This window comes from Novosphingobium kaempferiae (genome assembly GCF_021227995.1).
GTDB lineage: Bacteria > Pseudomonadota > Alphaproteobacteria > Sphingomonadales > Sphingomonadaceae > Novosphingobium > Novosphingobium kaempferiae.
This window is the reverse complement of the sequence record NZ_CP089301.1, coordinates 409,968-428,581: the sequence shown is the minus strand read 5'-3', so window position 1 is coordinate 428,581 and position 18,614 is coordinate 409,968. Positions and strand designations below refer to the sequence as shown.

Sequence of the window (18,614 nt, the reverse complement as noted above, 5' to 3'; positions counted from 1 at the left end):
AAAAAATTCGACGCCCCTGAATTTTCCTCTTGCCAACTTTTTCGAGCGCCACTAGATGGCGGCCTCCCAAGCGGAGGCGCTTCTGAGAAACGCCGGAAAGCAAGGGAAACGGGTTGGTTCTCCCAGAACTAACTTGCTGAAATGATTGGGGCCTTAGCTCAGCTGGGAGAGCGCCTGCATGGCATGCAGGAGGTCAGCGGTTCGATCCCGCTAGGCTCCACCATTTCGATACATTGAAGTTTCGCATGATTGCGACACGCTGGTTGACGAGGTTTCGTCCACCGGCGTTTTTCGCTATCAGGTCATGCACACGCCGGTCAGCGAGGTTTCGCCCACCGGCGTTTTTGGCGTGTTTTGCGCCGGGTTTGATGGAGTGAACGGCCTGATGTTCGACAGCCTGTCCGATCGTCTCGGTGGTGTGTTCGACAAGCTGCGCGGTCGCGGCGCACTGAAAGAGCAGGACGTCCTCGACGCCATGCGCGAAGTGCGCATCGCGCTGCTTGAGGCCGATGTCGCGCTCCCTGTGGTGCGCCGCTTCATCGACACCGTCACCGAAAGGGCCGTCGGTCAGAACGTCCTGCGCTCGGTCACGCCGGGCCAGCAGGTCGTCAAGATCGTCAACGACGCGCTGATCGAGACGCTGGGCGGCGAAGAGACCCCCGGCCTTGATCTCGAAGCCGTACCGCCGATCGTCATCATGATGGTCGGCCTCCAGGGCTCGGGCAAGACCACCAGCACCGCCAAGATCGCCAAGCTCCTCAAGGAGAAGCAGGGCAAGAAGGTGATGATGGCCTCGCTCGACGTGAACCGTCCGGCGGCGCAGGAACAGCTCAAGGTGCTAGGCGAGCAGGTGAGCGTCGCCACGCTCCCGATCATCGCCGGCCAGCAGCCCACCGAGATCGCCACCCGCGCCATGCAGGCCGCGCGCCTTCAGGCCGTGGACGTGCTGCTGCTCGATACTGCGGGCCGCCTCCACGTCGATCAGCAGCTCATGGACGAGATGAAGGCGGTCGCCGCCATCTCGAATCCGCGCGAGACGCTGCTCGTCGTCGACTCGCTGACGGGTCAGGACGCGGTCAACGTCGCGCAGTCGTTCTCCGGCCAGGTCGATCTCACCGGCGTCGTGCTCACCCGCATGGACGGCGATGCGCGCGGTGGCGCGGCGCTGTCGATGCGCGCCGTCACCGGCAAGCCGATCAAGTTCGCGGGCACCGGCGAGAAGATGGAGGCCCTCGAGGTCTTCCATCCCAGCCGCGTCGCCAACCGCATCCTCGGCATGGGCGACATCGTCTCGATCGTCGAGAAGGCGGCGGAAGCGGTCAAGGTCGAGGAGGCCGAGGCGCTCGCCAAGCGCATGGAGCAGGGCAAGTTCGACATGAACGACCTGCGCATGCAGCTCAAGCAGATGCAGAACATGGGCGGCCTCGGCGCGCTCGCGGGCATGATGCCGGGCATGAAGAAGGCCAAGGCGGCGATGCAGCAGTCGGGCATGGATGACCGCGTGCTGCTGCGCATGGATGCGATCATCGGCTCGATGACGCCGAAGGAGCGCGCCAACCCTGCGCTGCTCAACGCCAAGCGCAAGATCCGCGTCGCCAACGGCTCGGGCACCCAGGTCCAGGACGTCAACAAGCTGCTCAAGATGCACCTCGAGATGTCCAAGGCGATGAAGCAGATCAAGAAGATGGGCGGGCTCAAGGGCCTCGCGGCGCTGTTCGGCAAGGGTGGCCTCGATGCCGCGATGCCCGGATTGGGCGGTGCGGGCCTCGGCCCTTCCGCCGGGGGCTTCCCCGGTCTTGGCGGCGGTGCCCCGGATCTCAGCAAATTCCTGAAAAAGTAAACTCAAGCATTTCCAGAATTATAGAAAGGTAAGTCTCATGTCCGTTTCGATCCGTCTCTCGCGTGGTGGTGCCAAGAAGCGCCCGTACTACAAGATCGTCGTCGCCAACTCGACCGCGCCGCGTGACGGCAAGTACCTGGAGCAGGTCGGCACCTACAACCCGATCCTCGCCAAGGACGACGAGAACCGCGTGCGCCTGATCGAAGACCGCGTGCGCTACTGGCTCAGCGTCGGTGGCCAGCCGACCGACCGCGTTGCCCGCCTGCTCGACAAGGCCGGCATCAAGGAGCGCGCCGCCACCAACAACCCGAAGCAGGCTGAGCCCGGCAAGAAGGCCAAGGAGCGCGCTGAAGACCGCGCCACCAAGCTGCGCGAAGCCGAAGAAGCCGCTGCCGAGGCTGCTGCTGCCGCTGCTGCCGCCGCTGCTGCTCCGGCCGAGGAAGCTCCGGCTGCCGAAGCGACCGAGGAAGCTGGCTCGGAATCGACCGAGGCCTAAGCCTTGGTTGACGGCAAGAACGACCGCCCCGTCACGCTCGCCGCCGTCTCCGGTGCGCATGGCGTGACGGGCGAGGTTCGCCTCAAGCTGTTCGGTGAAGGCGTGGTGGCGCTAAAGCGCTACCGCGCCTTCAACAATTCCTCGCTCACGCTGGTGAAGCTGAAGGACGACGGCAAGGGCGGCGCGATCGCCCGCTTCGACGAGGTGAAGGACCGTAACGCGGCCGAGAAGCTGCGCGGTACCGTGCTCACCGTCCCGCGTTCGGCGATGCCCACGCTGGAAGAGGGCGAGTACTACCACGCCGACCTTCTGGGCCTGCCTGCGGTTTCCGAAGAGGGCGAAGCGCTCGGCATCTGCATCGCGGTCGAGAACTTCGGCGCGGGCGACGTGCTGGAGATCGAGCGCCCCATGGGCGAGGACGGCAAGCGCCGCCGCTTCATGGTGCCGATGATTCCGTCCGCCGTGCCCGAGTGGAACGAGCAGAGGATCGTCCTCAACGCAGCGTTCGCCGAAGAATGACCTTCAACGCCACCGTCCTGACGCTCTACCCTGAGATGTTTCCCGGCCCACTCGGCGTCAGCCTTGCAGGCAGGGCGCTGTCCGAGGGGAAGTGGTCGATCGACCCGGTCCACATCCGCGACTTCGCGATGGATCGCCACCGCACGGTCGATGATACGCCTGCGGGTGGCGGGGCAGGGATGGTGCTCAAGGTCGATATCCTTGCGGCCGCCATCGACCATGCGCGGGCGAGCAATCCGGACGCGCCCGTGATCGCGATGACACCGCGCGGCAAGCCGATCTCGCAGGAGCGCGTGCGCCAGCTTGCGGAAGGCCCCGGCGTTATCCTCCTGTGCGGCCGGTTCGAGGGCTTCGACGAGCGCATCTTCGAAGGTCGCGACGTCGAGGAAGTCTCGGTCGGCGACATCGTCCTATCCGGCGGAGAATGCGCCGCATTGATGGTACTCGATGCTTGCATTCGCCTGCTTCCCGGCGTAATGGGCGCGCCTTCCAGCGGGACCGAGGAATCGTTCGAGGACGGCCTTCTCGAGTACCCGCATTATACCCGACCCACCGAGTGGGAAGGGCGCACGATCCCTGAAGTGCTGCGATCGGGGGATCATGCGAAGATCGCCGCCTGGCGGAAACAACAGGCGGAGGACGATACACGGTCACGCAGGCCGGACCTCTGGGAGCGTCACAGGGACGCTCGGGTTCAGCCTGCCTCTGGCGCGCGGCGAATGAAGAAGGATTTGGGTTCATGAACCTGATTCAGCAGATCGAAGCCGAGGAAATCGCCAAGGCCGGCAAGGATATCCCTGAATTCCGTCCGGGCGACACCGTCCGCGTCGGCGTGAAGGTCGTCGAAGGCACGCGCACCCGCGTCCAGGCTTACGAGGGCGTGTGCATCGCGCGTTCGAACCGTGGCATGGGTTCGAACTTCACCGTCCGCAAGATGAGCTTCGGTGAAGGCGTGGAGCGCGTATTCCCGCTGTACTCGCCGAACATCGATTCGATCACGGTCGTCCGTCGCGGCGTCGTGCGTCGCGCCAAGCTGTACTACCTGCGTGGTCGTACCGGCAAGCGCGCCCGCATCGCCGAGCGTCGCATTACCGACGCCAACGCGTAAGCGAAGGCACCGACCCCGTCCTTGGACGGGGTTGCATCAAGGGGCGGTTCGGATTCGGGCCGCCTTTTTTTGCGACTCCGGGCTCCGCGTGTTTCGCATCCGAAACCGACCGCAGCCCTCCATTTCCGATCCATCCCGTTGTTGCACTGCGGCAGAATCACGTTGGCAAGAGGTTGGCATGCCAGCGCCTGCCAATTGCTGCATCGCACAACGCTTTGTCTCTGTGAAAACGGCGGAAAAACGCGATTAGCTGCGACTTTTGGCTCTATTTGGGCCTTGCCACCCGCAGGAAAACCCGCTCAATTCCGTCCCTTCCGAGGCGATTCAGTTTTTCCAACCATCCGCTCCACTGAAAGGTAAGGGGGTTCCCATAATGAACAAGAACGATCTCATCAGCGCAGTCGCCGATTCGAGCGGGCTGACCCGCAGCGACGCCACCAAGGCCGTCGAGTCCGTGTTCGACGCCATCTCGGGCGCGCTGAAGAAGGGCGACGAAGTGCGCCTGGTCGGCTTCGGCACCTTCTCGGTCGCCAAGCGCAAGGCTTCGACCGGCCGCAACCCCCGCACCGGCGAGCCCATGGAAATCAAGGCTTCGGCTCAGCCGAAGTTCAAGGCAGGCAAGGGCCTGAAGGACGCCGTCAACTAAGACGGCAGACAACCTGCAACGCCTCGCAGGTTGACTCGAACACGCCGTGCCAGCCCATCGGGCAGGCGCGGCGTTTTTCGTTGGAGGGACGCATGATTGTCTCGACCCTGACTGGTCGTTGCCACTGCGGAGCCTGTGGTTGGACGCTGTACGGCGATCCTGGCCCGGTGACGGCCTGCAACTGCTCGCTGTGCAGCCGTTACGGCACGCTTTGGGCCTACGATTTCGAGAACGAGCGTGTCTCCGTCGACGGCGAATTGCGCGCCTATCGACGACCGGGCAAGGACGATCCCTCGCTGGAAATCCTGTTTTGCCCCACTTGCGCAGGCGTGATCGCCTGGCGCGGACTGCGCCTCGAACCGGACGGACGTCGGCGCATGGCGGTGAACCTGCGCATGGCCGATGGGGAAGCAGTCGCGCACCTGCCGATCGAGCACTTCGACGGTCGTGATACCTTCGAGGATGTCGGTCAGGACGGTCGCTCCGTGCGCGACATGTGGTTCTGAGCGGGGTTCAGCGCCCCAACTTCACCAGCGCGGTCGGCGCCGCCGCCGTGCGCGGATTGACCTTCCACGACAGCGCACGGCCGCCCGGCGCGGCCTTCGGGCCCTCGTCGGTGTTGTTGGCGAGTATCTCGCCATCGGTAACGAGCGCAAACGTGCCGTCCGCCATGGCCGCCGGTCCCTTGCCTTCATCGCTGCCCTGCGCGAGCCCGGACATCATGCCCGCCGCCGCGCCGCCGCTGGGCGGACCGAAGCCCGGCGCGTCCATGCGCACCGTTCCGTCCCCGCGCGCGAAGACCTGCACGAAGGCATTGCTCATCGGAAAGCCCTCGATCGTCGGGAACGTGAAATCGTGGTCGAGCCTGCCGGAGACGGCGAAGTCGACATCGAACTTGCCGTCGCCAAGATACTCGACCTTCTTCCAGCCCGCCTGCCGCCGCAGCCGCGCGGCAAGTTCCCGGCCCGATTCAGGGTTGCTCGGATCGATCCCGCCGAGGAACGCGCGCGCCGTTTCGGCGTCGTTCTTGCGCTTCTGCTCGCGCGTCTGCTCCCAGTCGGTCTTCTGCTGCGCGAGTTCGTCTGCGGTGCAGGCGCGCTCGTCGTAAGTCTCTTCGTCATGGCAGGCGGAGGGGATGAACGTCTCGTCCTTGTCCGTCTTCATCAGCGGCACCATCAGGATCTCGCCGGTGTAGCGGAACGCGAAGCTGCGATCCTTCTTCAGATCGAGTTGCGCATCGAACTTGCCCGGTGCGAGGATGCACGCGGCAACCAAGAGCGCCAGCACCGTAACGGCGAGCACCCGGTAGGCGCGTTGCGGCATCGAGAACATGATCTTCCCCCTCGCGTTATCAGGTGACCAGCCTTACTCCGTTTCGCGCGTCGCTGCCGCATACAGCGCGATGGCAGCGGCGTTGCTGACGTTGAGGCTCTCCATGGCCGCGCTGATCGGCAGCTTGGCGATGGAGTCGCAGTGCTGCGTGATGTTGTGGCGCATGCCATCTCCCTCGGCGCCGAGCACCAGCGCGACAGGACCGGCGGGCAGGGCCTCTGCGAGCGTGGATTCGGCTTCGCCGTCCAGGCCGATGCGCCAGTACCCGGCTTCGGCGATCTCTTCCAGGGCGCGGGCAAGGTTCACCACGCGGACCCACGGCAGCACTTCGAGCGCGCCCGACGCCGATTTCGCCAGCGTGCCCGATTCGGGCGGCGCGTGGCGGTCCTGCGTGACGATGCAGCAGGCGTCGAACGCGGCGGCCGAGCGCATGATGGCGCCGACGTTGTGCGGATCGGTCACCTGATCCAGCACGACGACCGGGCGCGACGGATCGCCATCGAGCACATCGGCAAGGAAGATATCGTCGAGCGGCGCGCATTCGAGGACGAGGCCCTGATGCGGTGCATCCTTGGCGACGAGGCGTGCAAGGTCGACGGGCTGGGCCCATTCGACGGGGAAGTCGCTCGGCAGTTCGCCGTCGAGCGATTCGACGCCCTCGCGAGTCGCCCAGAGCTTGCGATGGCTGCGGTCGGGATTCTTCAGCGCGGCCTCAACCGCGTGACGGCCCCACAGGCGCACCATTCCGGTCGAAGCCCGCCCGCTGCCGCGGCCGTTCTTCATGCGCCCGGCGCGGCCGCGCAGAGCCTTGGCAGGGCGCTCGCCCTGGGGGCCTCCCTGTCCATCGCCACGCTTGGTCATCTGTCGTCCTTTCGAAATACAAGAAATGCAAAAATCTTGCCCCCTCTGGCAGGGAGGGCATTGACAGGCAAGGCTCGCTTCGGCAAAGGCGCGGCTCCTCGGCAACGGGGCACCTTTTGGGGCCTCGACCAACGCCGGAATTTCGCACTTTTGTGGGGATTTCCAGCCGCCAGCAACTGGTGTGGACAGGTGGCCGAGTGGTTAAAGGCAGCAGACTGTAAATCTGCCCGTGCAAGCGTACGCTGGTTCGAATCCAGCCCTGTCCACCACCATTGCTCTCCCCTCCGCGACAGGAGGGAATTCTCCAAAAGCTATCCCCGCCAAATGGCGCCCCAAGGGAACTGCGGCATGCCCGGCGGCATTGCGGTAGTGATACACACTGGCTAGACGAGAGCGATGCCCGGAAACATTCTCGATAATCAAGGTCGCGGCGAAGCGTCGTGGCAATGGCCCGCCATCCATAAGGAAGGCCGCAAGTTCGGCGCTATCGCCGGCGTCGCGGCTGCCATCGTGTGGATTTTGTGGGGTCCGTGGTTCGGCTGGCCGCTGGTCGTGCTGACGGCCTGCGTCCTCGCCTTTTTCCGCGACCCGATCCGCGTCACCCCGCAGGACGAACGCGCCATCGTCGCGCCCGCTGACGGCCTCGTCACGCTGATCGGCAAGGTTTCGCCGCCGCGCGAGCTGACCATGGACGATGGCACCGGCTCGGCACCGCTGTCGGCCGAATCGGTGACGCGCATCTCGATCTTCATGTCGGTGTTCGACGTTCACATCAATCGCTCGCCGATCGGCGGCACGATCAAGCGGGTGATCTACATCCCCGGCAAGTTCGTGAACGCCGATCTCGACAAGGCGAGTGAGGAGAACGAGCGTCAGCACATCCTCGTAGAGCGGGGCGACGGTCTGCGCATCTGCTTTACCCAGATCGCGGGTCTCGTCGCACGCCGCATTGTGCCCTTCGTGAAGCCGGGTGACATCATCGCCGCCGGTCAGCGCATCGGCCTCATCCGCTTCGGCAGCCGCGTCGATGTCTACTTGCCTGCGGGCGTCGAGCCCAAGGTGCTGATGGGTCAGAAGATCATCGCGGGCGAAACCGTGCTCGCCGAACTCGGCAGCGCGCCGCTGATCGAGGGCATCGCGCAGTGATCGACAGGCGGGACGGCGACGAACCGGAATTCGATCACGCGGATTTCGATGCCGGAGCCGAACCCGTCCGGCGTCGCCGTCTGGCGCCGGGGCTTTCGATGCGTGCGGTTGTGCCTAACGCCATCACCGCGGCGGCACTGTGCTCCGGCCTTACCGGCATCCGCTTCGCGATATCAGCCTATGAGGGCAATGCCGAGCATCTCGAGAAGGCGGTTCAGGCGATCATTCTCGCCGGCCTGCTCGATGGGATCGACGGTCGCGCTGCGCGGCTGTTGAAGGCGCAGACCCGTTTTGGAGCCGAACTCGATAGTCTTGCCGATTCGATATCCTTCGGCGTTGCACCGGCACTGATCGTCTATCTGTGGACGCTGCATCAGGTGCCGAGCTTCGGCTGGATCGCAGCGCTCGCATTCGCGATCTGTTGCGTCCTGCGCCTTGCGCGTTTCAATGCCCGGCTCGACATGCTCGACCAGCCGCACAAGGCGGCAGGTTTCCTGACCGGCGTCCCTGCGCCGCTTGGCGCCGGGCTCGCGTTCCTGCCGCTCTACCTGTGGATCGCGACCGGGTGGTCCGAATTCGCCAATCCGGTGGCGGTGAGCATATGGATGGTGCTGGTCGCCTTCCTGATGATTTCCAGCATCCCGACGCTCGGCTGGTCGCGGTTGCGACCGCCCAGCCATTTGCGGCTCGGCGTGATTGCGCTCGTAGGGCTGACGATGGCGGCACTGCTGACCGAGCCCTGGTTCACGCTGGTCGTCGTCACCATCGTCTATCTGGTGCTGATCCCGGTCGGCCTCGTCATCTACGCGAAAGTCAGGCGGCAAGATCCAGCGATGCACCCGGCCATTCTAGGCGGGCCGGAACGCGACGGGTCGGACGCTTCCTGAGCGTCGCGAGCGCGAGCACCGGCACGCGTTCGATCACTTTCCATGACAGGACCATCGTACCGGGGCAGGCGGCGAGTTGCGAGCGCAGTGCCATCGCTTCGGCGCCGTGATGACGCATGGTCGCCACGATCGTCAGTACGGAGGCCAGAGTGGCGAGGCCAAAGAGGCAGGCGGCAAATGCAGTCATAACCGTTCCTTCCGAAGCTTCGCCCGCGGCTCGCTGGCTGTGGACATCTTGTGGAAAAAGAGAATCTGTTCTAACAATGTTCCGATAGGGACGTAGTTCTCTTTTTGTTCCAGCCGAGTCAAGCGCATTTTTCGAGCCGCTGCTGCGGATCGGCGCTGAAGCCGAATACCAGCCTCTCTGGTTCTTAGGCCGCGTGCATTCGGTGAGGATATCTGTGCAGCCGATGAGTAGCGGGCTTGGGCTGCAATCTGCGGCGCGACCGCTGATGTGTCGGTTCCGGAGCAGTCTTCCGGAGATCGAGAGTGGACACCCGGATCGCACCAATCGTCTGCTCTTCGACAAGCGCCATGCGCAGGGCACGGATCGAGGGGAGGGCTGCGATGATACTGGATCGTATGATAGACACCGCAATGACGGCGGCGACTGCGAACAGGATGGATGCAACGATACTCATGAGCGAGCGACCTTCTTCCTGCGGTTTCGCTGCCACCCCGTCGTCCTGACGCCTCCCCCGGCACGAAACCTGAGTAATTTCCGATGTTTGCTGCGTTAGCCAACTTATCACCGGGTTTGCCTTGAGAAAACACCCAGACGGGACGAGTTCCTGTTCAGGCCCTTGATTCAAGGAAGAATCGGCTGATTTGACGGTGAATTGACAATCGTTTGCGATGAATTGGGACTGGATTTCCGTCTTCAACGCGTCTAAGGGCGCCCGGTCCGCGAGGGATCGGGCCGGAATGTCCGGTGCGACTCGATGCAGACAATCCACATGGAAGGCGCACATACCGGTGCCGAAACGGGGTCTCCGTTCGGTTCCTGCCTTCCAGAGGTCCAACCGGAAAGGAATTGAATTATGGCGGCTCCCGTCGTCACCATGTCGCAGCTCATCGAAGCCGGCGCTCACTTCGGTCACCAGACCCACCGCTGGAACCCGCGCATGAAGCCGTACATCTTCGGCGCGCGCAACGGCATCCACATCATCGACCTGTCGCAGACCGTGCCGCTCTTCGCGCGCGCTCTCGAGTTTGTGCAGTCGACCGTTCAGGCCGGCGGCAAGGTTCTGTTCGTCGGCACCAAGCGCCAGGCGCAGGAGCCGATCGCTCAGGCCGCTCGCGCCTGCGGCCAGCACTTCGTCAACCACCGCTGGCTGGGCGGCATGCTCACCAACTGGAAGACCATCTCGGGCTCGATCAAGCGCTTCAAGGCGCTCGAAGAGCAGCTCGCCGGTGACACCGCGGGCCTGACCAAGAAGGAAGTCCTTCAGCTGACCCGCGAGCGTGACAAGCTCGAGCTGTCGCTGGGCGGCATCCGCGACATGGGCGGCATCCCGGACGTGATGTTCGTGATCGACGCCAACAAGGAAGAGCTGGCGATCAAGGAAGCCAACGTCCTCGGCATCCCGGTCGTCGCCGTGCTCGACACCAACGTGAACCCGCAGGGCATCGCGTTCCCGATCCCGGGCAACGACGACGCCAGCCGCGCTGTGCGCCTCTACTGCGACGCCATCGCCAAGGCTGCGACCAAGGGCGGTCGTGAAGCGGTGATCGACAGCGGCGCGGACATCGGTTCGTTCGACGAGCCGGTCGCCGAGGAAGTTGTCGAGGCGTAATAGCCCGGCACGACGACACTTTCGTCACGGAATTGTCGCGCGCCGGGTCCATGTGGCCCGGCGCGCATCTGTTTTAAGGAGCCTTCGACGGGCTCCCCACTCAACAAGAGGATTTGAGCGATGGCTTACACCGCCGCTGACGTGAAGAACCTGCGCGAGCGCTCGGGCGCCGGCATGATGGACTGCAAGAAGGCCCTCGACGAGACCGGTGGCGACATCGAAGCCGCGATCGACGCGCTGCGCGCCAAGGGTCTGGCCGCCGCCGCAAAGAAGTCCAGCCGCACCGCGGCCGAGGGCCTCGTCGGCGTTGCCGTGACCGGCACCAAGGGCGTTGCCGTCGAAGTCAACTCGGAGACGGACTTCGTCGCCAAGAACGATCAGTTCCAGGACTTCGTGCGCAAGACCACCGAAGTCGCTCTCGGCGTTGCCGGTGACGACGTCGAAGCGCTGAAGGCTGCTGCCTACCCGACCGGCGGCACCGTTGGCGATGCGCTGACGAACAACGTCGCGACGATCGGCGAGAACCAGCAGGTTCGCCGCATCAAGACCGTCGAAGTCGCGCAGGGCATCGTCGTTCCCTACATGCACAACGCCGCTGCGCCGAACCTCGGCAAGATCGGCGTGCTCGTCGCGCTCGAGTCGGAAGCACCTGCTGCCGCGCTCGAAGCCCTCGGCAAGCAGATCGCGATGCACATCGCCGCTGCCTTCCCGCTGGCGCTGAATGCCGACGATCTCGACGCCGAGCTGATCGCTCGCGAGCGCAAGATCGCTGAGGAAAAGGCTGCCGAATCGGGCAAGCCCGAGGCGGTTCAGGCCAAGATGGTCGATGGCGCGATCGCCAAGTATGCCAAGGAAAACGCTCTGCTTTCGCAGGTTTTCGTGATGGACAACAAGACCCCGATCCAGCAGGTCGTCGACCAGGCTGGCAAGGAAGCCGGCGCGAAGATCGTGCTCAAGGACTACGTCCGCTTCCAGCTGGGCGAAGGCATCGAGAAGGAAGTCACCGACTTCGCGGCGGAAGTCGCGGCGGCTGTGGCTGGCTGATTTCAGCCACTTTTCGCTGAAATTTCGAGCGGGCCGGGGAGCGCAAGCTTCCCGGCCCGTCTTGATTCCGGCGCGATAAAAAACATTCATGATTGACTGATCGAGGCTTCGGCGTAGCTTTTCCCCATGGTGCACTGAACGACACCTAGAAGGGCCCGGGCGTCACCTGCACGTCACTGGGCGCAACCGGAGAGGAACTCATGCGCGTCGAACTCGCTCCACAGCCGCACAATCCGATACCCGACCTATCGGTCCAGTACTCGCCCGAGATCGTCCGGGCCTCCGGCGCCTTCGCCATGGCGCCCTACCAGTATTCCAAACTGCCGCTCCGCCTGTTCGAAGCGTGCCGCATCGCCACCGCCGTCATCAACGGCTGCACCGTCTGCATGAACTGGCGCGCCCAACGCGACCTTCGCATCCTCGGCTACGATGGCGGCGTGATCGACCAGGCCGAATCGCCCGACGAGGCGATGTATCAGGCAGTCCTCAATGGGGATCTCGGCGGCCTCACCGAGAAGGAACGCCTCGCCGTCCAGTACGCGCAGAAGATGGGCACCGACCCGCGCGGGCTGGCCGAGGACGAAGCGTTCTGGCGGGCGCTCAAGGGCGTGATGTCCGATGCCGAGATCGTCGACCTCACTCACTGCGTTGCCGCGTGGATGGCGATGGGGCGGGTCGCGCATGTGCTGGGGGTGGACGGGGTCTGCTCTATCGGTGGGCCTTTGGCCGAGGCGGCCTGAGGAGGAAGGGCAGGGCAGGGGTTTACCACCCCTGCACCCCGTGTTCCGTCGAGATTGCGCGCGCAGCTATGTCATGCGTGGCGGCTGCTTCGGGAGACTAATAGCCTCCGGCGGCTAAAAATTTTCGTCATTGCGAGCGTAGCGAAGCAATCCAGGGCCGATCCACCGCGCTGGATTGCTTCGCTATGCTCGCAATGACGAAGGGGTGGGCGGCGCAGCCCATGCCCGACGCCGCTGCACGCACCACGCCGACAGTAACGGGGTCTGGGGCAATGGCCCCAGGACTTCCCCTTACCTTCTCCCTCAATACCCCGCCGTAAACCGCGCCTTCGGATGCCGATGCGCTTCCAGTTCATCGACCATCGCGATCGCGTAGTCGGCGAAGCTGATCCGGCTTTCGCCCGCTTCATCGGTGACGAGCTGGTCGCCGCCGGTGCGGTAGGTTCCGGTGCGTTCGCCTTCGAAGATCAGCGCGGCGGGGGAGAAGAACGTCCAGTCCACGTCGTCCACCTGCCGCAGCGTGTCGAGGAAGGTGATGCCGCCCATGGCGAAGACCTTCCATTCCTCGGGGAAGTCGGGGGTGTCGATCAGCCGCTTGCCGGGGGCGACTTCGAGGCTGGCCGCGCCGCCGGTGACGAGGAGGCGGGGCACGCCCGCTTCGCGAATCGCGGCGAGCAGGGTTTCGACTGCGATGTCGAAGTGCAGGGCGCTCACCACCGCGTCGCTGCCTGCGAGCAGCGCGGCGAGGGCGTGTGGGTTGGAAGCGTCGCCTGAGGCCGGGGTGATGCCGTCACCGCCGGGGATTTTCACCGGGTTGCGGGCGATGGCGAGCACCTTATGGCCGCGGGCGGCGGCTTCGCGGGTGATTTCCGATCCGGCGCGACCGCTGGCGCCGAGGACTGCGATCTTCATATCGATTCTCCACTAGGTATCCAATAGTGACCAAGTGTGATAGGGAGCTCGCCCATGCAAGAAGGCACTTTCACCGCACCCGGTTACGCCGGGGAAACCGCCTCCGTCCCGGGGCATGACCCTGACGTCTATGCGGCCGACTGCCCGACCCGCCAATTGCTCGACCGTATAGCCGACAAGTGGAGCGTACTGATCCTGACGACGCTGGGGGCGGGCGAGATGCGCTTCAACGGCCTCAAGCGGCGGATCGACGGCATCTCGCAGAAGATGCTGAGCCAGACGCTGCGCTCGCTGGAGCGCGACGGGCTGGTGGCGCGCGCGGTGGTGCCGACGGTGCCGGTCTCGGTCAGCTACGCGATCACGCCGCTGGGCCGCGAACTGCTCGACGCGCTGCAGGCGATGATCGACTGGGCCGAACGGCGGATGAGCGCCGTGGCGCTGGCGCAAGTGGCGTATGACGACCGCGAGCGGGAACTGGCGTTGGCGGTGTAGTCAATAAATTTCCGCGAACTGCCAGCCGGTCAGCTTCAGCATTGTTAGGCCAGCATCCCGGATAGGTCCTTTCGATGGGCTGAACCGTTCGCCAAATTTGTAGTTTCCGCTTTGGGCGGATTCGAAAATCCATCGTGCGCCATCGATACCAACCATGCACTCTTCCGGATCAGCGCTGAAAAGGTCAGATGCGAGAGCGTTGTCGATTTGCTCTTTCTCCGGTTGTGCGAGCAGCCGGTCCAACGATTTACCTGTTGTTCCTGGCTCATAGCCTCCCATGCCGGAAAGTTCACGAGCGATCAGGCGATACTCGTTGCCGGTGATGAGGACCCTGACGGTCGCGGGGTGATGAAAGGTGGGGAGCCACGTAAAGCGGATCTGTCTTACGCCAGCTTGGCCGCTCCGTGATGCAGCATAAAGCGACGGCTCGCCGGATGCAGCGAGGTGTTGTGAGTACCATGCCATGACGAAGGGGGAGAGCCGAGGAGCGCACCTGCCAGAACACCATGTCCCTTGCCTTGCCCATTCCTTGGGAAAGAACTCCGGTTTGGGCAGTTCGCTCAGGAGTTTTGCGTCGTCGGGGTGAGGTTTCGGGGAGCACAGGCCGGTCTGCGCAGGCGGTTGGGACGATTTGCCGCAGCCGATGAGAGAGAGCGCTGCGCAGGCGACCGCGCCGGACAGGGCAAGGCGTCGCCGCCGGGGTGGCTTATGCAGACAAGTTGCTCCGTTATCGCGCAGTGCCCATCGTCGCCGATGCTTCCACAGCCCAAGCCCCTTGGCAACCGCCGCTTGCGCTCCTAAAGCCGGGGCGATCCCGGTAATTCCCGCCCCCGCCATCAGGAGACCCAGCGGCATGTCATCCTCCCCCTACAAACGCGTCCTGCTCAAACTCTCGGGCGAGGTGCTGATGGGGAGCCAGCAGTTCGGAATCGATCCCGATTTCGTGGCCGAGCTGGCGAAGGAAGTGAAGGCGGCCAAGGAAACCGGGCTGGAGATCTGCCTCGTCATCGGCGGCGGCAACATCTTCCGCGGCATGGCGGGCGCGGCGCGCGGCATGGATCGGGCGCAGGCCGACTACATGGGCATGCTCGCCACGGTGATGAATGCGCTGGCGATGCAGAACGCGCTGGAGCAGCTGGGCGTGGAAACGCGCGTGCAGTCCGCCGTGCAGATGGACCAGGTCTGCGAGCCGGTGATCCGCCGCCGGGCCGAGCGCCATCTGGAGAAGGGCCGCGTGGTGATCTTCGCCGCGGGCGTGGGCGCTCCTTATTTCACCACCGATTCCGGTGCCGCCCTGCGCGCCGCCGAAATGCGGTGCGACGCCCTGCTCAAGGGCACCAGCGTCGATGGCGTCTACGACAGCGACCCCAAGCGCAACCCGGACGCCAAGCGCTACGAAACCGTCGACTACGACACCGTCCTTGCAGACAACCTGCAGGTGATGGACGCATCCGCCGTGGCCCTGTGCCGCGACAATTCGATTCCGATCGTCGTCTTCTCCATCCGCGAACAGGGCAACCTTGCCACTGTGCTGGCGGGCGGCGGCACCAAGACGATCGTCCAGAAGGGAGCCTGATTCCATGGCAAAGTACGACAAGGCGGACCTCGAGCGCCGCATGAAGGGCGCCATCGACGCGCTCAGGCACGACCTTTCGGGCCTGCGCACCGGCCGCGCGAACACCGCGCTGCTGGAGCCGATCACCGTGACCGTCTACGGCAGCGCGATGCCGCTCACCTCGGTCGCCACGATCTCTGCGCCCGAGCCGCGCATGCTCTCGGTGCAGGTGTGGGACAAGTCGAACATCGGTCCGGTCGAGAAGGCGATTCGTTCGGCGGGCCTCGGCCTCAACCCGATCAACGACGGCAACACCCTGCGCCTGCCGATCCCGGATCTCACCGAGGAGCGCCGCAAGGAACTCGCCAAGCTGGCCAGCTCCTATGCCGAGAAGGCGCGCGTCGCCGTGCGCAACGTGCGCCGTGACGGGATCGAGAACCTGAAGGCCGACGAGAAGAAGAAGGAAATCTCGGAAGACGACCGCAAGCGCGGCGAAACCGAGGTCCAGAAGCTGACCGACGAGATGGTGAAGGGTCTCGACGAGGTCTTCGCGGCCAAGGAAAAGGAAATCCTCGGCAAGTGAGGCCTCCGCGCTTCGCCGAGAAGGGAGCCTGATGGCCAGGGAAGAACAGGTTCGCGCCCGTCATGTCGCCATCATCATGGACGGCAACGGGCGCTGGGCGAAGAAGCGCCTGCTTCCGCGCGCGGTGGGGCACCAGCGCGGCGTGGAGGCGGTGCGCCGCGTCGTGCACGGCGCACGCGAGCTGGGGCTGGAGGCGCTGACGCTCTACGCCTTCTCGACCGAGAACTGGCGGCGGCCGGAGGACGAGATCTCCGACCTGATGAGCCTGATGAAGCGCTTCATCCTCTCCGACCTCGACGAGTTCGCGGCGGCGGGCGTGCGGCTCAAGATCATCGGCGATTACACCGCGTTCAAGCCCGAGCTGGTCGAGCTGGTCGAAGGCGCGATGGCGAAGACCGCACACAACACTGAAACGACGCTGGCGGTGGCGCTGAACTACGGCTCGCAGGACGAGATCGCCCGCGCCGCCACCAAGGCCGCAGCGAAAGGTCCGATCACCCCCGAGACGATCGCGGCGGAGCTGGACACGGCGGACATGCCGCCGCTCGACCTGCTGATCCGCACCTCGGGCGAAGTGCGCCTGTCGAACTTCCTGCTGTGGCAGGCAGCCTATGCCGAGATGCTGTTCACTGACGTGCTCTGGCCGGACTTTACTGCCGATCATCTGCGCGATGCACTGAGCGCCTTCACCACTCGGGACCGTCGCTATGGCGGGCGCTGAGCCTCCGAAAAAGGGCGTGTCCGACCTTGGCGTGCGGACCGTCTCGGCGATCGTCATGGTCGCGGTTGCGGGCACCGCGCTGTGGCTGGGCGGGCCGGTGTGGATCGCCTTCGTCTGCGCCGTTTCGGTCGGCGTGCTGTGGGAGTGGATTCGCCTTGCCCGCCGCGCGACGCCGGGGCCCGGGGCGCGGGCGGCGTGGAACTTCGCAGGGATGCTCTACGTCGGCATCGGCGCGGCCATGCTGCTGTTCCTGCATAACGAGGCTTTCACCAACGCCCCGATCCTGACCCTGCTGGCGACCGTGATCGCGGTGGACGTCGGCGCCTATTTCACCGGGCGCACGCTGCGCGGCCCCAAGATCGCGCCGTCGATCAGCCCGTCGAAGACCTGGTCCGGCCTGATGGGCGCGGTGCTGGGGGCGACGCTGGCGCTCTTCACCGCCGCGCGGTTGTGGCAGGAGGGCGCGATCCGGCTGACGCCCGACGTGTCGGCGGCGAACGCCGTCTCCTGCTTCGGCACGCAGCCCTGCTGGTACGCGAGCGCGGGCGCGGTGCCGCTGTTCCTGACCTGCCTTGCCGCCGGTGCGCTCGTCGCCGTCTGCGCGCAGGCGGGGGACTTCTTCGAGAGCTGGATGAAGCGCCGGGCGGGCCTGAAGGACTCGGGCAATCTCATTCCGGGCCACGGCGGGTTCTTCGACCGGGTTGACGGATTGCTGGCGGTGCTGTTCCTGCTCGCCGTGGCTATCGTGTTGCTGTCGTGACCCTTCGTTCCCTCACCGTGCGCTCCCTGACCGTTTTGGGCGCTACCGGCTCGATCGGCGCGTCCACGCTCGACCTGATCCGCCGCAACCGCGAGGAATGGCGCGTCGTCGCGCTGACCGCGCATTCGAACGCCGCAGACCTTGCGAAGCTGGCGCGTGAGTTCGCTGCCGAAGTCGCCGTCGTCGCCGACGAGGCCCAGCTTCCCGCGCTGCGCGAGGCGCTGTCCGGTTCCGGCATCGAGGCCGCAGGCGGCCCCGCCGCGCTGGTCGAGGCGGCTGCGCGCGGGGCGGACGTCACCGTTGCCGCGATCGTCGGCTGCGCCGGGCTGGCCCCGACGATGGCCGCGATCGAGCAGGGCGGCGTGATCGCGCTCGCCAACAAGGAAGCGCTGGTCTCCGCCGGAGAGGTCATGATGGCCGCCGTCGAGCGTCATGGCGCGACGCTCCTGCCCATCGATTCCGAGCACAACGCGATCTTCCAGTGCCTGACCGGCAACGACGCCGCGCACGTCCGCTGGATAACCCTGACAGCCAGCGGCGGCCCGTTCCGCGACTGGTCGTGGGAGCGCCTGAGCGTCGCCACGCCTGCGGAAGCGGTCCGCCATCCCAACTGGGACATGGGCGCGAAGATCAGCGTCGATTCGGCGACGATGTTCAACAAGGGTCTCGAACTGATCGAGGCGCACCACCTGTTCCCCGTCGGCCTCGATAAACTCCGCATCATCGTCCACCCGCAGTCGGTGGTGCATTCGATGGTGGAGTACCGCGACGGCTCGACGCTGGCGCAGCTCGGCCCCTCGGACATGCGCGTGCCGATCGCCTCGGCGCTGGCCTGGCCCGCGCGGATGGACACGCCCTGCGCGCCGCTCGATCTTGCCGAGATCGGCGAACTGACCTTCCGCAAGCCCGACGAAGTGCGCTTTCCCGCCACCCGTCTCGCGCGCGAGGCGGCGCAGGCGGGCGGGGCGATCCCGGCCGTGCTCAATGCCGCGAACGAAATCGCGGTTGCCGCGTTCCTTGGCGGTCAGATTTCGTTCACCCGTATCGCTGCACAAGTGGAAGACGTGCTAGGTTCCTATGCGCCGCCGCCGCCCGGCTGCCTCTCCGACGTCCTCGAAGTGGACGGCGAGGCGCGGGCGAGGGCGCGTATTCTCGTGACCAGCACCTGAAGAGAGA

23 protein-coding genes and 2 tRNA genes are annotated in these 18,614 nt (G+C 65.2%); 20 read left to right on the top strand and 5 right to left on the bottom strand.

Features of this window, described 5'->3' with window-relative positions:
* Positions 1-147 precede the first annotated feature (147 nt).
* From LO787_RS02100 to LO787_RS02065, 8 genes are all read left to right on the top strand, one after another.
* Positions 148-223 (top strand) — tRNA-Ala (locus LO787_RS02100).
* 162 nt (positions 224-385) lie between these two features.
* On the top strand, positions 386-1,840 hold the full coding sequence (gene ffh, locus LO787_RS02095; protein ID WP_232496226.1) for a signal recognition particle protein: 1,455 nt from the start codon (positions 386-388) through the stop codon (positions 1,838-1,840).
* A 37-nt stretch (positions 1,841-1,877) separates the two neighbouring features.
* A complete protein-coding gene (gene rpsP / locus LO787_RS02090) occupies positions 1,878-2,336 on the top strand; it encodes a 30S ribosomal protein S16 (protein ID WP_232494234.1) in 459 nt (152 codons plus the stop codon).
* A gap of 3 nt (positions 2,337-2,339) precedes the next feature.
* The gene (gene rimM, locus LO787_RS02085) at positions 2,340-2,855 is read left to right on the top strand and encodes a ribosome maturation factor RimM (RefSeq protein WP_232494233.1); all 516 of its coding nucleotides are present in this window, start codon (positions 2,340-2,342) and stop codon (positions 2,853-2,855) included.
* Positions 2,852-3,598: a tRNA (guanosine(37)-N1)-methyltransferase TrmD gene (gene trmD / locus LO787_RS02080; RefSeq protein WP_232494232.1), complete on the top strand. Its 747-nt coding sequence runs from the start codon at positions 2,852-2,854 to the stop codon at positions 3,596-3,598. Before rimM ends, trmD begins: the two co-directional genes overlap by 4 nt.
* Positions 3,595-3,963 (top strand): 50S ribosomal protein L19, encoded by a 369-nt coding sequence (gene rplS, locus LO787_RS02075; RefSeq protein ID WP_232494231.1) that lies wholly within the window; start codon positions 3,595-3,597, stop codon positions 3,961-3,963. Before trmD ends, rplS begins: the two co-directional genes overlap by 4 nt.
* Positions 3,964-4,336: 373 nt before the next feature.
* On the top strand, positions 4,337-4,609 hold the full coding sequence (locus tag LO787_RS02070) for an HU family DNA-binding protein (protein WP_091148293.1): 273 nt from the start codon (positions 4,337-4,339) through the stop codon (positions 4,607-4,609).
* 92 nt (positions 4,610-4,701) lie between these two features.
* Positions 4,702-5,115, top strand: coding sequence for a GFA family protein (locus LO787_RS02065; protein ID WP_232494230.1), 414 nt, complete (start codon positions 4,702-4,704; stop codon positions 5,113-5,115).
* Between the two features lie 7 nt (positions 5,116-5,122).
* On the opposite strand, the gene LO787_RS02060 is transcribed toward LO787_RS02065, so the two are convergent.
* Together LO787_RS02060 and LO787_RS02055 are read right to left on the bottom strand one after the other, a co-directional pair.
* Entirely contained in the window at positions 5,123-5,941 is an 819-nt protein-coding gene (locus LO787_RS02060; protein WP_232494229.1) for a hypothetical protein, read from the bottom strand.
* Between the two features lie 33 nt (positions 5,942-5,974).
* Positions 5,975-6,802, bottom strand: coding sequence for a TrmH family RNA methyltransferase (locus tag LO787_RS02055; protein WP_232494228.1), 828 nt, complete (start codon positions 6,800-6,802; stop codon positions 5,975-5,977).
* A gap of 183 nt (positions 6,803-6,985) precedes the next feature.
* On the opposite strand from LO787_RS02055, the gene LO787_RS02050 reads away from it, so the two are divergent.
* From LO787_RS02050 to LO787_RS02040, 3 genes are all read left to right on the top strand, one after another.
* A tRNA-Tyr gene (locus tag LO787_RS02050) sits at positions 6,986-7,071 on the top strand.
* Positions 7,072-7,198: 127 nt separating this feature from the next.
* Positions 7,199-7,948 (top strand): phosphatidylserine decarboxylase, encoded by a 750-nt coding sequence (locus LO787_RS02045; RefSeq protein WP_232494227.1) that lies wholly within the window; start codon positions 7,199-7,201, stop codon positions 7,946-7,948.
* Positions 7,945-8,835, top strand: a complete 891-nt coding sequence (locus tag LO787_RS02040) for a CDP-alcohol phosphatidyltransferase family protein (protein ID WP_420847784.1) — start codon at positions 7,945-7,947, stop codon at positions 8,833-8,835. The genes LO787_RS02045 and LO787_RS02040 overlap by 4 nt, the downstream gene beginning before the upstream one ends.
* On the opposite strand, the gene LO787_RS02035 is transcribed toward LO787_RS02040, so the two are convergent.
* Entirely contained in the window at positions 8,762-9,022 is a 261-nt protein-coding gene (locus LO787_RS02035) for a hypothetical protein (RefSeq protein WP_232494226.1), read from the bottom strand. The genes LO787_RS02040 and LO787_RS02035 overlap by 74 nt on opposite strands.
* An 853-nt stretch (positions 9,023-9,875) precedes the next feature.
* Here LO787_RS02035 and rpsB point away from each other — a divergent pair.
* From rpsB to LO787_RS02020, 3 genes are all read left to right on the top strand, one after another.
* On the top strand, positions 9,876-10,631 hold the full coding sequence (rpsB, locus tag LO787_RS02030) for a 30S ribosomal protein S2 (RefSeq protein WP_232494225.1): 756 nt from the start codon (positions 9,876-9,878) through the stop codon (positions 10,629-10,631).
* 120 nt (positions 10,632-10,751) lie between these two features.
* A complete protein-coding gene (gene tsf, locus LO787_RS02025) occupies positions 10,752-11,675 on the top strand; it encodes a translation elongation factor Ts (RefSeq protein WP_232494224.1) in 924 nt (307 codons plus the stop codon).
* 200 nt (positions 11,676-11,875) lie between these two features.
* The gene (locus LO787_RS02020; RefSeq protein WP_232494223.1) at positions 11,876-12,415 is read left to right on the top strand and encodes a carboxymuconolactone decarboxylase family protein; all 540 of its coding nucleotides are present in this window, start codon (positions 11,876-11,878) and stop codon (positions 12,413-12,415) included.
* A 303-nt stretch (positions 12,416-12,718) separates the two neighbouring features.
* Here the strand turns inward: LO787_RS02020 and LO787_RS02015 are convergent, their stop codons facing one another.
* Positions 12,719-13,327, bottom strand: coding sequence for an NAD(P)-dependent oxidoreductase (locus tag LO787_RS02015; RefSeq protein ID WP_232494222.1), 609 nt, complete (start codon positions 13,325-13,327; stop codon positions 12,719-12,721).
* Positions 13,328-13,381: 54 nt separating this feature from the next.
* Here LO787_RS02015 and LO787_RS02010 point away from each other — a divergent pair, with 54 nt between their 5' ends.
* Positions 13,382-13,819, top strand: coding sequence for a winged helix-turn-helix transcriptional regulator (locus LO787_RS02010; protein ID WP_232494221.1), 438 nt, complete (start codon positions 13,382-13,384; stop codon positions 13,817-13,819).
* Here LO787_RS02010 and LO787_RS02005 read toward each other — a convergent pair whose 3' ends face one another.
* Positions 13,820-14,674: a hypothetical protein gene (locus tag LO787_RS02005; RefSeq protein ID WP_232494220.1), complete on the bottom strand. Its 855-nt coding sequence runs from the start codon at positions 14,672-14,674 to the stop codon at positions 13,820-13,822.
* Between LO787_RS02005 and pyrH the strand changes: the two genes are divergently transcribed.
* Genes pyrH through LO787_RS01980 form a run of 5 tightly spaced genes read left to right on the top strand, consistent with a single transcriptional unit; the run spans position 14,673 to position 18,607 of the window.
* Positions 14,673-15,395 (top strand): UMP kinase, encoded by a 723-nt coding sequence (gene pyrH, locus LO787_RS02000; RefSeq protein WP_232494219.1) that lies wholly within the window; start codon positions 14,673-14,675, stop codon positions 15,393-15,395. The two genes, LO787_RS02005 and pyrH, sit on opposite strands and share 2 nt — an antisense overlap.
* Positions 15,396-15,399: 4 nt before the next feature.
* Positions 15,400-15,957 carry a ribosome recycling factor gene (gene frr / locus LO787_RS01995; protein ID WP_232494218.1) on the top strand — a complete coding sequence of 186 codons (558 nt, stop codon included), beginning with the start codon at positions 15,400-15,402 and terminating at the stop codon, positions 15,955-15,957.
* Between the two features lie 31 nt (positions 15,958-15,988).
* Complete coding sequence (gene uppS, locus LO787_RS01990) at positions 15,989-16,678, top strand: polyprenyl diphosphate synthase (protein ID WP_232494217.1); 690 nt, start codon at positions 15,989-15,991, stop codon at positions 16,676-16,678.
* Positions 16,665-17,438, top strand: coding sequence for a phosphatidate cytidylyltransferase (locus LO787_RS01985; protein ID WP_232494216.1), 774 nt, complete (start codon positions 16,665-16,667; stop codon positions 17,436-17,438). The genes uppS and LO787_RS01985 overlap by 14 nt, the downstream gene beginning before the upstream one ends.
* Positions 17,439-17,455: 17 nt before the next feature.
* The gene (locus LO787_RS01980) at positions 17,456-18,607 is read left to right on the top strand and encodes a 1-deoxy-D-xylulose-5-phosphate reductoisomerase (RefSeq protein WP_232496224.1); all 1,152 of its coding nucleotides are present in this window, start codon (positions 17,456-17,458) and stop codon (positions 18,605-18,607) included.
* Positions 18,608-18,614: the final 7 nt, after the last annotated feature.